Origin of the sequence: uncultured Veillonella sp., from assembly GCF_963543145.1 — a bacterium.
In the GTDB taxonomy this organism is placed as follows: Bacteria; Bacillota; Negativicutes; order Veillonellales; family Veillonellaceae; genus Veillonella.
The window spans coordinates 1-13,503 of the sequence record NZ_CAUTZP010000004.1 but is presented as its reverse complement, the minus strand read 5'-3'; the positions used below and the strand labels follow the sequence as shown (position 1 = coordinate 13,503).

The 13,503-nt window shown below is 37.9% G+C and carries 12 protein-coding genes; all 12 read right to left on the bottom strand.

The genetic code is table 11. The features are described from left to right. Positions 1-37: 37 nt before the first annotated feature. A complete protein-coding gene (locus tag RWZ05_RS02930; RefSeq protein ID WP_314641954.1) occupies positions 38-1,348 on the bottom strand; it encodes a YgeY family selenium metabolism-linked hydrolase in 1,311 nt (436 codons plus the stop codon). Positions 1,349-1,360: 12 nt separating this feature from the next. Next, the gene (gene dpaL, locus RWZ05_RS02925; protein ID WP_005385973.1) at positions 1,361-2,572 is read right to left on the bottom strand and encodes a diaminopropionate ammonia-lyase; all 1,212 of its coding nucleotides are present in this window, start codon (positions 2,570-2,572) and stop codon (positions 1,361-1,363) included. Between the two features lie 9 nt (positions 2,573-2,581). Beyond that, on the bottom strand, positions 2,582-3,214 hold the full coding sequence (locus tag RWZ05_RS02920; RefSeq protein WP_314641951.1) for a helix-turn-helix transcriptional regulator: 633 nt from the start codon (positions 3,212-3,214) through the stop codon (positions 2,582-2,584). 513 nt (positions 3,215-3,727) lie between these two features. Further along, on the bottom strand, positions 3,728-4,147 hold the full coding sequence (locus RWZ05_RS02915) for a flavodoxin (protein ID WP_024065522.1): 420 nt from the start codon (positions 4,145-4,147) through the stop codon (positions 3,728-3,730). A 10-nt stretch (positions 4,148-4,157) separates the two neighbouring features. Next, on the bottom strand, positions 4,158-4,745 hold the full coding sequence (locus tag RWZ05_RS02910) for a DUF3793 family protein (RefSeq protein WP_314641947.1): 588 nt from the start codon (positions 4,743-4,745) through the stop codon (positions 4,158-4,160). A gap of 101 nt (positions 4,746-4,846) precedes the next feature. Further along, positions 4,847-5,482, bottom strand: a complete 636-nt coding sequence (locus RWZ05_RS02905) for a hypothetical protein (protein WP_314641945.1) — start codon at positions 5,480-5,482, stop codon at positions 4,847-4,849. 214 nt (positions 5,483-5,696) lie between these two features. Then, entirely contained in the window at positions 5,697-7,385 is a 1,689-nt protein-coding gene (locus RWZ05_RS02900; RefSeq protein ID WP_314641944.1) for a glutamine--tRNA ligase/YqeY domain fusion protein, read from the bottom strand. An 82-nt stretch (positions 7,386-7,467) separates the two neighbouring features. Further along, positions 7,468-8,517 (bottom strand): D-glycerate dehydrogenase, encoded by a 1,050-nt coding sequence (locus tag RWZ05_RS02895; protein WP_314641942.1) that lies wholly within the window; start codon positions 8,515-8,517, stop codon positions 7,468-7,470. Positions 8,518-8,639: 122 nt separating this feature from the next. After that, positions 8,640-9,107, bottom strand: coding sequence for a large conductance mechanosensitive channel protein MscL (gene mscL, locus RWZ05_RS02890; protein WP_314641941.1), 468 nt, complete (start codon positions 9,105-9,107; stop codon positions 8,640-8,642). A 401-nt stretch (positions 9,108-9,508) separates the two neighbouring features. Continuing rightward, a complete protein-coding gene (locus RWZ05_RS02885) occupies positions 9,509-10,396 on the bottom strand; it encodes a DMT family transporter (protein WP_314641939.1) in 888 nt (295 codons plus the stop codon). Positions 10,397-10,571: 175 nt separating this feature from the next. Further along, complete coding sequence (thrC, locus tag RWZ05_RS02880; RefSeq protein ID WP_314641937.1) at positions 10,572-12,071, bottom strand: threonine synthase; 1,500 nt, start codon at positions 12,069-12,071, stop codon at positions 10,572-10,574. 196 nt (positions 12,072-12,267) lie between these two features. Beyond that, entirely contained in the window at positions 12,268-13,209 is a 942-nt protein-coding gene (locus RWZ05_RS02875; RefSeq protein ID WP_314641936.1) for a Dyp-type peroxidase, read from the bottom strand. Between the last annotated feature and the right edge of the window lie 294 nt (positions 13,210-13,503).

Genomic DNA, 13,503 nt, shown 5'->3' with positions numbered 1-13,503 from the left:
CCGTTTAAAATAGATCTAATTCAATTTATGGGTGATATTAGTCTTTGCAGTATACGGATGGTAATAATGCATATACAGCTGCACATGTAACAAGGTCTTGTTTCCATGTGATTTCGTTAGGAGCATGTGCTTGAGCTTCTGCGCCAGGACCGAAGCCGATGCAAGGGATGCCGTTACGACCCATGATGGATACGCCGTTAGTGGAGAATGTCCATTTGTCAGTCAATGGGCGAGCTTTACGCATTTCAACTGTGTCTTCTGCACCGATACGTTCGTTGCCATACAAGCTAGTGTAAGCTTCTTCCAAAGCTTCTGTTACTTTGTGATCTTTTGGAATCACCCAAGTTGGGAAGTAACATTCGATTGGATAAATTAAACCAGTCCAGGATGGACGAGCATATTCGTACATGGATACTTTCGCACCATATTTTTGAACATGTGGTAATGCTTCGATTTCTGCCAAGCAGGATTGCCATGTTTCACCAGAAGTCATACGACGGTCCAAGGAAATAGCGCAAGAGTCAGCAACTGCACAACGGCTTGGGGAAGTGTAGAAGATTTGGGAAGCAGTTACAGTACCGCGACCTAAGAAGCGAGCTTCTTCATAGTGGTCAGGGTTGAATTTAGGATCAAGCATTTTTACAAGACCTTTGATTTTTGTGCTTTCATCAGCAGAGTTAGCATTCAATTCACGGATATCTTGAAGAATGTCTGCCATTTTGTAGATAGCGTTGTCACCGCGTTCTGGAGCAGAACCGTGGCAAGATACGCCTTGTACGTCTACGCGGATTTCCATACGACCACGTTGACCACGGTAGATACCGCCGTCAGTTGGCTCAGTGGATACTACGAATTCAGGACGAATATTTCGTTCTTTAATCATGTATTCCCAGCAAAGACCATCGCAGTCTTCTTCTTGAACTGTACCTACAACAAGTACGCGATATTTATCGTTTAGAAGGCCTAAATCTTTCATGATTTTAGCGCCGTATACAGCGGATACGATACCACCTAATTGGTCAGATACACCACGACCACCGATTTTAGTTTCATCTTCGAAACCTTCATAAGGATCGAAGTTCCAGTTATCGCGATTACCAATACCTACAGTATCGATATGAGCGTCGAAGGCAATTAGGGTTTTACCAGTACCCATGTAACCAAGAATGTTACCCATTGGGTCTATTTCAACTTCGTCGAAGCCAAGGTCTTTCATTTCTTTTTCAATGCGTAGAACGTGCTCTTTTTCTTCAGCACTTTCACCAGGGAAAGCTACGATTTCACGTAAGAACTTGGTCATCGCTGGTCCATAAGTTGCTGCTGCTTGTTTAATTGCTTGTAAATCCATAATTAATGCCTCCTAACGATCTTCACCGTACCACATAATGTTTTTATATCTTTCAGGGTCTGTATCACCTTCAGTGGAGAAGCAGAGCACCTTTGAAGACGCATCTAATTCTAATTCCTTGCGTAAGTCTTCATATTCTGGCATTGTCATAATTGCCGTTACAAGACCTAGTGGAACTGCACCAGATTCACCGGTCGTAATTGGTGTATCACCTTTAATTGGTGCCCCACCAACGCGCATCCCAAGTCTTGCTACCCAATCAGGAGCAGATACGAACACATCCGCATGGTTTCTTAAAATATCCCAAGAAACTGTATTTGGTTCGCCACATGCAAGCCCTGCCATGATTGTATCTAAATCACCCTCAACGATACGAGGATTACCATCATCAGCTACAGCCCCTTTGTATAAGCACGCTGCTGCTTGAGCTTCTACAACTACCAATTTAGGCTTCTTAGCTGCATTGCTATATAAATTAGTGAAGTAGCCCACTACAGAACCTGCTAAAGAACCTACACCAGCTTGTACAACTACGTGAGTTGGTACCTTGCAGTTTGCAGCTTCTAACTGTTCTGCTGTTTCCATAGCCATTGTGCCATAACCTTGCATGATCCAGTTTGGAATTTCTTCGTAACCTTCCCAAGCTGTATCTTGAACTACAACACCATTTGGAACCTCTTTAGATTTTTTAGTTGCTAACCGTACACATTCATCGTAGTTAAATTCTTCGATTGTTACGGTAGCACCTTCATTTTCAATTTGTTTTCTACGATATTCTGTAGAGCCTTTAGGCATGAATACTACAGCTTTTTGACCTAATTTATTAGCAGCCCATGCTACGCCACGACCGTGGTTACCATCAGTAGCAGTAAAGAATGTAGCTTGACCAAATTCTTCTTTTAATTGCGGAGATGTTAACACATCGTATGGTACATCTTCAACATTTTTACCGGTTTGTTGTGCTACATATTTTGCCATCGCATAGGAGCCACCTAATACCTTAAAAGCATTAAGGCCAAAGCGGTAAGACTCATCTTTCACAAAGAGAGAATCAACTCCGATATGAGATGCTAATTTTTCTAGTGATACTAGTGGAGTTACACTATATTGTGGAAAACTTTCATGAAACGCTTTAGCTTTCTTGATTTCTCTAACATCCATAACGGACAAGAACTTGTCACTAGATGGTGCCATCGTATTACGTTTCCACTGAATTCGGTCCATATTTGCCTCCTAGGATTCTTCCTTTACAGTATTTAAATCACTATAAAGAGTAAACTTAGAAATATTGAAATACTCCGCAATCTTTTCTGAAGATTTCGAGATAAGAAAAGCCCCTTTTTCATTTAAGTAGCTAATAGCCTTTAGCCGTTCTACTTTATTCATAAGTGGTCCAGGTTTACCAACCAACCGTTCTGCTTCTAGTAGTAAATCATCTAATAGTTCCGATACACTTGTAGTAATTTTTTCAACAGTGCCAGCCTCAGCTTGGCCTATGCCTATAAGACTTTCGAGTGATCGATGCATCATAACAAACTCTGTTATATCCTGATTGATTCCTAACAAGTATGCAATATTGCCATCATCATCACGGATATACATGGTAGAGGATTTTAATATCCGTCCATCCTTAGTTTTTGTTAGATACCCAAATCTACCTTCACTACCATCATCATAGTTGAGTACATCTAAAACTACATGTGATGGACCATCGCCAACATGGCGATTCGTTATTGTACCATTTTCTATATATACAAGTGATGTATCAAGATCACCTTGTAAGTCATGTATCAGTACTTCACAAGATGGTCCAAATTGAATGGCCAACCCATGAGCTATCACCTGTAATCGTTCTAGTGTACTCATAAAATAACCTCCCTCTCATCGGTAATGGTTACTATTTAGTCGACTGAAAGCTTCAGCCTGCAAATTAATTAGTATGCTGAGATACATTCTAACTAATTTTGTAGCAACCTAATTTTTTGTTAGGTTTCTTAACTTGATTATAGTTCTATATACACAAAAATGCAACAATAACATGCATTAAAGTTATTTATAATTATGCAAGCATATTTACCAATAGCAAAAAACATATATAAACATTGTGTTTTTCATCACATTATTTTTTAATTATCATTTTTTTTGATAACTAAAAATCAAGTTTTTAAAAAACTAAAAATTGTGTAATTCTATAGAAATAATGCGTATTCTTCATATCTATATCGAGATTTTTATATCTGCTTTATAAATATTCTTTGTATTCATGGGAAAGAAAATTTTCGTTCTGATTGAAACATCGATGTTATATATAATAAATGTAAAAAAGGCTGTAATAACGAATTTATCGTTATTACAGCCTTTGCATATTGTTGAAATTAATTAAGCGTTCGCTAAAGTTTTACCTAATTCTTGGCATTGAGCTTTACCATCATCATCAGGTTCACCTAGAAGTGCTACGCCATCAGCTACTAATTCGCCACCAGCATCTTTAATACGAGTGCCCCAGTCTTCTAACCAAGTACCACCCCAACCATAGGAGCCAAAGATTGCTACTTTTTTGCCACCCAATTTAGCTTCTAATTCTGTATAGAATGGTTCAAATTCGCCTTCTTCTAATTGTTCCGCACCCATATCAGCGCAGCCAAGAGCTAGTTTTTCGTAAGCTGCTGCGTCATCTACGGATACTTCAGAAACAGATTTTACTTCAACTTCTTGACCTGCAGCCTTAATACCTTCAGCTACTTCATAAGCCATTTTTTCTGTATTGCCTGTACCGGACCAAAAAATTACACCAATCATCTTGTACCTCCTAGGCCGTTCTTGCGACCAATGAACTAAATGTTTTTCCCAACATCAATTGAGTTTGACAAAAATCACGACATGCTTTGTAACATAAGAAAGAGCGCTGTGCGTCTACCACATCATGGTATACTTTCCACTCTCCACACATACGGTATCCGTTGCCACGACGTGAAATGAAACATTTTACATCTTTTAATGGATAACCTAGAAATACTCCGATTTCATGCGGAAAATCAATGCTTGCCTCCATACGATATCTAAGATGCTCAAGCATCTCCATAATGCTCATGCGATCATGATAACCGTAGGCTTTCAAAAATGTCATAACTGCAGGTTGCCGTACATAGTCTCGTAATTGTTTCTCACGGAATACCAATAATAGTCTACGCGCTTTACAGCGACATAATTCAAAGAAGAACAGTCCTTTTTCATTGAACTCTTTATTATATTCTGTCAATACAAATTGGATTTGTTCATTCATGTCCCGCGGAATAGAAACCAAATTCGAAAGCTTGATGCCTCGAATTGCCGGTGCACAATGATATCCAATGATATGGTCAATTGAATTCATCATAATAGTACCTGCCTGTTGCACATCGTCAGAATCCCCTCTAATGAGAATAATTCCTATATGCTCATAGTACTCTTGATGAGAAGAATTGTCAAGAATAATTGATATATATTTTCAATAATTATTTATTTTTTGGCATTAAGCAAACCTTTCACTTTAGGGAAAACTACAGCATCATTAGCTTCATCAATAGCGATAAATCGTGCATTCGGGCCCGTATATTTATCTTCAGAAAGGTTAATATGTAAGATTTCATTATAAGAATTATTATTAGCTATACTTTTATATTTTAATGTACCCTCATAGGCATTACCTTGTTTTACTAATGGTTTTACTACTGTAAAAGTACCAAGTACTGGGCTATCCCCCTTGTTAATAGCAGCAGCTAATGCACCAAGGGCAGATGAATCAGCATTTACATGTTTTGTTTCACTCATGCGACTGGATAACTGTTTACCTAATACTACATTACCATACACTGCATAATGCATTTCATTTTCGTTTTTAATATTTAATGTATATACATCTGCAGAAGTTGCACCGGCTTCAATAAGAACAGACTTTACATCCTTTTTAGCATCACCAGCAAATAAAGCTTTAGGATTATTTTTATACATGGTAACACCTTCAGGCAAGTTAACACCTTGGTATGTTACCGTTTGATTTCTATTTAAAATAGACTTAATATTTGCTGCAGAACCAACAGCTGGTACAGATACTAATACAGCCGCTGCCGTAGCAAGTAATACTAATTTTTTCATAGTTCTCCTCAATAAAACATATTCATAATAAATTATCAATACAACAACTAGAGTAGCTCTAACAATCGGTTAAAATTTCTAACAACAACTATAGGTTAAAGTACTCTAATACCCTATTTGGAAGAAATTATTTCTTATAACAACACAGTATTAAAGAACCGCCCACCGAGGGCGGTTCTTTAATAGCATCTTAGCAATTTGCATACATGCAATATTATTTCTTTTGTTCTTTAGCCCAGCTATCGCGCAAACCAACAATGCGGTTCATGACGATATGATCTGGTGTACTATCTTTATCAGTTACAAAGTAACCTTGACGTAAGAATTGGAAATGATCGCCAGGTACAGTTGTAGCAAGACAAGCTTCACCTTTACTATTGAATACTTGTAAGGACTCATGATTGAAGTCACCTAAGAAGTCTTTACCGTCAGAGTCTTCTTTGAGCAAGTAATCATACAAGCGGGATTCGATATCTACTGCTGTAGATGCTTCAACCCAGTGCAATGTACCTTTTACTTTACGTGTGCAACCACTACCGCTCTTAGTTTCAGGATCATATGTACAGTGAATTTCTGTAATATTACCATTTTCATCTTTAATAACATCAGTGCATGTAATGAAATAAGCGCCTTTCAAGCGTACTTCTTTACCTGGTGCCAAACGGAAGAATTTCTTAACAGGCTCTTCCATAAAATCATTGCGTTCAATATAGATTTTACGACCAAATACAACTTCACGGTTGCCAAGTTCTTCGTTTTCAGGGTTATTTTCAACTGTTACAAGTTCTGTTTGACCTTCTGGATAGTTTGTGATGACAACTTTCACAGGATCAACAACAACCATTGGACGCATAGCTTTAAGTTTTAAATCCTCTCGGATACAGAACTCAAGTAATGCAATGTCTACTACACTGTCAGCCTTAGCTACACCAATGCGGTCACAGAAATCACGAATGGCTTCAGGAGTATAACCACGACGGCGCAAGCCAGAAATAGTAGGCATACGAGGATCATCCCAACCAGCTACTAGGCCAGCCTCAACAAGTGCACGCAATTTACGTTTAGACATAACCATTTTAGTTACATTCAATCGAGCAAACTCAATTTGTTGTGGAATTTCAGTATCGTCCCAGTCCTCTAATACCCAATCATATAATGGGCGGTGAACTTCGAACTCCAATGTACAAATAGAATGAGTAATACGTTCAATAGCATCTTCGATAGGATGAGCATAATCGTACATAGGGTAGATTACCCATTCATTACCTGTATTGTGATGTTCAGCTTTTACAATACGATAAATAACAGGGTCACGCATAACGATATTAGGATGTGCCATATCGATCTTTGCACGCAATACCTTTTCACCATCAGCGTATTTACCGTCTTTCATCTCTTCAAAGAGTTTCAAATTTTCTTCTATGCTACGATCACGGTAAGGGCTATTGATACCAGGTGTAGAGAAATCACCACGAGTTTGTTTGATTTCCTCTGCAGTTTGGTCATCTACATAGGCTTTGCCAAGAGAAATCAATTTCTTAGCATATTCGTACATTTTACCAAAGTAGTCAGATGCATAGCGAACCTCGCCATTCCATTCAAAGCCGAGCCATTTTACATCTTCCATAATGGAGTTTACGTATTCAATATCTTCTTTTGCTGGGTTTGTATCATCAAAACGAAGATTTGTTAAGCCGTTGTACTGTTTGCCAATACCAAAGTTAAGGCAGATAGACTTAGCATGGCCAATATGCAAATAGCCATTTGGTTCTGGCGGGAAGCGTGTTAATACACGACCACCGTATTTACCAGTTTCGTTATCTTTGTTGATGATAGCTTCGATAAAGTTGACAGAAACAACTTCTTCAGGCGCTACAGTTTTTTCAATATCTTTATGTTCCAACGTTCTAACCTCCATAGGATAAATATTCTTTTATTTTACCATATTTTGTATAAAACCGCATATCTTTTAGGGTCTTGTGATTTTAATCAAAGTCAGTTAAATCAACGCCAGCTTTTTTTAACTCTTCTAATGCAGCTTCTACATCAAGTTGTGGCTTTTTATAATTTACTTCTTCGTTGACACAAGTCTTTAACGGTTTCTTATGAACACCAGCAATAATATTATCAGCTGTCAAAATAGACATATCATAACGAGTTCTATCTGTGTAAGAACCAATATGTGGTACGATGAGGCAGTTGTCTACCTCTAACAATGGATGATCAGCAGGTAGTGGTTCTGGATCTGTTACGTCTAGCGCTGCATAATCGATTTCACCTGTTTTAAGTGCATTAATAAGCGCATCCGTATCTACGATAGGACCTCGACCCACGTTGACAAATAGTGCTGTATTCTTCATTTTCTTGAAAAACGCTTCATCGCACATGTGATACGTTTCATCTGTTAATGGTGCCATCACGCATACTACATCGCTAGTAGCCAATAAATCATCAAGCTCCATATACGTAGTTTTATGAATCTTGTCATCTAAACGTTGATTGCGATTATGATATACCACAGTCATACCAAAAGCACGAGCACGGCGAGAAATAGATACACCTATAGCACCCATGCCAATGATGCCGAGGGTACGACGACTCAAATCAAACCCTTTAATATTAGATGGACGTTGCGCCCAACGACCTTCTTTTACAAAATTAGCATTTTCCAAAATACGACGACTTGCAGTTGCAATCAAGGTAAAAGCAAGCTCTGCTACTGTTTCATTTAAAACGCCTGGCGTATTACCATACGGAATACCTGCAGCTGTCAATTCATCAATATTTACATTGTCATAACCAACAGCAGCCTGAGCAATAACCTTTAAATTAGGTGCATTTTTTACAAGATCACCATCTACATCTAAAGGACGAACACACCACAATCCATCCGCATCAACGAGCCATTCTTTTAATGTCTCCCGGGGCATCACTGTCTTTTCAGTCCATTGGCGCACTTCTACGTGCTCTTTTAAATATGCAATCGCATCCTTGCGAACGAGTCCATTTACTACTACTAGAGGTTTTTGTTCCATATGCAGCCCTCCCATAAGAATTCTATTATTATACTTATATTTTATACTAGAAAGCTAGCGTAATACAACAAAAAGGAGTAAGGCCCAAGCCTTACTCCTTTAATTTAGCATTTTAGTTTGAATTAGTTCAAATCTGCTGTACAGTTAGGACATTTAACTGCATCAACATGAATTTCTGTTTTACAGAATTGACATTCTTTAGTTGCTGGTGCTTCAGCAGCTTCTTCTTCTTTTGTGCTTTTCATTAATTTAGCTAATGCGCGAACCATCAAGAATACAACGAACGCCAAGATTAAGAATTGAATCAAATCAGTAATGAATGTACCATATGGCAATACAGAACCAGCTGCACGAGCTGTAGCAATATCAGCACCAGCCATATATGCATCTCTAGATGCAGCACTTAATGGCAAGTACAAGTTACTGAAATCAATACCACCTGTGAACAAGCTGATAATAGGCATGAACAAGTTGCTTACAACGGAATTAACCAACGCTGTGAATGCAGCACCGATAATCATACCAATAGCTAGGTCCATCATGTTACCTTTGAATGCAAAAGTTTTAAAATCGTTCAAAAATTCTTTCATTTCACTACTCCTAGATACGTTTAATTGAGAATGCGTTAATAACTGTACTAATCATAAAAGAAAGATGAAGAGATGTCAAGAATTTTCGATGTAGTTTTTCGAATTTATTTAATATAGTTTTTCATAACTCTATCTATTATTGTAATAAACCAGCAATCATGCGTACTTTTCGCACCATATCATTGTATATTTCCGTAAAAATTGTATTGGGAATACGTAAAAAATAGAGTCTAATCCTACATCGGTTAGACTCTATTAATTAGAAATAATAATTTATAGTCCTATATACTATTATAGGTTTATACCTACTGAAAGGACTTTAGCCCGTTCTATAACAGCAATAAATGCAGGCGGTATCATTTCGACTTCTAAGAATCGACTATATTGTATATATTCGACATTTATTTAATTTTATCCTCTATAACCTTGCCTTCCTTTAAGGGTCCACTTTGTTCTTTAAGGCGTGCTAACATAACAGAGGACACAAACATAGCAATACCAGCCCCAACGGTTTCGATGGATAAGCTTTCACCAAAGAACAAGAATCCATAAAAGGAACTAATGAATACGCCAACGTATTGTAAGAATTGAGCCACTACGGCATTTGTGGTAACAAAGGCACCTGTTAAGAAGAACTGAGCCACCACACTGATACCACCAATAGCTAATATGATCAGCCAATCCGTACCTTGTGGCATAACCAGTGTATCAGTTGTCACTAAACCTGCAATCATACCAGTAATCATGAAATAAGCCATAATTTCAAAATTACTATGTTGACCACGCTTAGAAATCAATCGGATCGTCGTATAAGCCCCTGCAGACAAGGCGGCACCTAATATCGCCACCAAGGCATACCAAGTAAAACCAGTAAAGCTAAATGGATTTACCATTACCATTACAGCTATAAAGATTAAAAGAAGCCACTTGCCTGCCCCTTTAGGCACACGTTCCTTAAGGAATACAGAACTAAATATGAGGACAAATATACCAGATGTTTGAAATAGAATCGTTGCATCGGACAACTTTAAATGCACCAATGCAATAAAGTTACATACCATGCCAAAGCCCCCGTAAAGACCGCGCATGATAAGATAACCTCTATTCTTTTTGGAGAAGCGAATGCCTTGCGTATACATAACTATAAGAACTGCTATAGTACCAAATAAGCCGCGGAAGAAAGCAATTTCCCCAGACGGAATATTAGAGCCTAGCATTTTTACAAACAAATTCATCGTACTCAACAAGAGAGCCGACAGCAGTGCATACATTAGGCCTTTTTTAGCCATACTACCTCCCTATATACTCCCATGTAGTATTTTATAGAAAAATCCAGTAATAATACTACTATATTAACTTAACCACACAAGTTAAAATAATACGCCCCTAAATCATACTATCCACTAAATCATACGGACCCTTAACAAAATATATGCCGCCCTTCGAACGAAAGGCGGCATTGTATTATTTAGAGAATGTATTTACAAAATCTAAGATTTCTTGCTTCATATTCTCTTTATCGATTGCTTTTGTAAAACGCAATGGTTTAGAGCGTAATGCTTCTAATTGTTTAGGGAATGCAACACCTGTTACAGCAGAGATATTATCTAAGCTTTCATAAGGAGTCTCACCCACCTTAATGTCCAACGCCTCACAGATTGGTGTAGGGAATTTGAACGGATGTGCAGTAGATGCAATTACAGTATGACGAGCACCATCTTCAGGATGTTTTTCCAATTCCTTCATGTACGCACCCATAGCAACCGCCGTATGAGGGTCCATTACATAACCATAAGAATTGTATACTTGTTGAATGATTGCTTTTGTTTCTTCATCACTAACATAAGCCCCAGCAAAATTAGCTTTAACACGTTTAAACTCTTCTTCGTTAACAGTCAATTTACCAGTAGACTTAAGATCTTTCATCCACCCTGCTGTACGTTCACTATCTTCACCAGAAATATAGTACAAGAATCGTTCAAAGTTAGAGGATTCAAGAATATCCATGGACGGAGAAATCGTCGTATAGAACGGACGATTCATATCGTATGTACCATTTTCAAAGAAATCAGTAAGTACGTTATTTTGATTAGATGCACAAATCAATTTGCCAATAGGAATACCCATTTTCTTAGCATAATAAGCAGCCAAGATATTACCGAAGTTACCTGTTGGAACAACTACGTTAAAAGCTTCGTCTTCATGGATGGCACCTTGTGCTACGAGCTCAGCATAGGCATTTACATAGTACACAACTTGCGGTGCCAAACGGCCGATGTTAATGGAGTTCGCACTAGAGAACATAACACCTTTTTCAGCTACAGCTTCTGCCGTTTCTTTATCTACAAATAAACGTTTCAAGAATTGTTGAGCATCGTCAAAGTTGCCATGAATAGCAGTTACATTAACGTTCTCTCCTTCTTGCTTTTGCATTTGCTCAGCTTGCATTGGGCTTACGCCATCTGTTGGGTAGAATACTTGGATATGTGTACCAGGCACATCTTTAAAGCCTTCAAGTGCAGCTTTACCGGTATCACCAGATGTAGCAGTTAAGATAAGAACCTCTTTTTTCTCACCCTCTGCTTCTTTAGCGGCTACTAAAAGGTATGGAAATAAAGATAATGCCATATCTTTGAAAGCTTGTGTGCGGCCGTGGAATAGTTCCAATACAGACACTTTCTCCAATAAGGAATGCATTGGCGCAATATCGCGTGTGCTAAAGTTAGCATCACAATAAGCAGAGTTGATCATTTCATTTAAATGAGCCTCAGAGAAGCATGGGAACAACTTAGCTAATACAACAGCTGCTACCTCTTGATAGTTTTTATCTTTCACATCATTGTAAGTTAAGCAGTTTGTAGGGAATAGAGATGGTACGTATAGACCACCATCCTCTGCTAAGCCGTGCAACAATGCATATGTTTCATTTACCGCAACGGTACCGCGGGTGCTAGTATAATTCATGGAATACCTCATTCATAACTACAATGTATTTTTACGAGTCTAATAGATTTATTATAGCATAAAAGCGCCCTAAAGGGGGCGCTTCTATAGAATAATATATTATTTTTATTATATAAAGATTTAACGAATGTAATTAACCTGTTATTTGACCTATTTTAGGAATATTAAAGTTGGCAATCCTATACGTTCAAATCGATTATAGTTCACCTTCTGCTATCGCATCTAATGTATCAAGGGATGGAATGAAGAATAACATGCCTGTAATCGGTTTAGAGTAGTCTAACAACTTATCGTTTTGAGTAAACATATTAGTAAGCATTGTTTTCGTTACATCCCAGTAACGAGCATACCCGATAAAGTATGTACCACGTACACCTTGGCCAGGTTGTGCAAATGGCACATTCATACGAACGATTTTATGCTCTTCATCATTGCGATTATCTTGAGCTACTACATTGTGAGCTGCCGGATCTTTCTCATCATCTTCAAGCTCAATATCACTGAATTTACGTCGACCAATAAACTTCTCTTGCATCTCTGTAGGAAGTGCACGCCACGCATCAAGGTCATGTTCATATTTTTGAGCAAATGCGTAGGAACCATTGGTGAATTCAGGATCTTCGTCACCAATAACGCCCCACTCTACCGACTCTTCACCTACAGGATTTTCCGTACCATCAACGAAGTCAATAATGGCACGACCTTGTTCATAGTGGAAGCCGTGAGTTTCATCTACCACAGTTGTAATAGGACGTAGGAATTCCATAATTTGATCGACTACTGTGTACGTAACAGATTCATCATTAGAACGAACATGAAGGAACAGATCAGCCGGTACAGCAGGTACGTCTTGTTTATCCCCTTTAATGCCCGTAAAATCTTCTAATTCTTTTGGTACTAGTGCATTAGGGAATAAATAATCCCATGCTTTACGGCTAAAACCAAAAGCAATTGCTAAACCAGAATTGTTAGCACGAATACTAACAGACCGTTTAATCGCTTGAATTCTATCAGCCATATCTTGAATTACTTCAAGCTCTGCAGCATGATTCTCGCGTTTTAATAACAACGTTGTAAAGTTGACACTTTTGCCAGCATCTTTATACACATCTTGTGTTCTAGAAACATCTACTGCCATGGGAACCTCCTAATGAGAAAAACTACTATATAGCAATCATAAGCTATTAAGCCCGTATTGTCTATAAAATATAAGATATTCCATACCCAATAAACTTATCACAGCTGTTACAAATCCTTCAGAAAAGGTGATAGCTAAAAGCTTAAAATATCAATTGGTCATATATTTTTTTGGTATTCTTAAATTGCAATATGAAATTGAACAGTACTTAAATCCACTATTTTATTAACTTCTTCTAAAAAGACCTCTTGTGGTGTTTTGTAATGTAATAGTTTTCGTGGTAAATTATTACAC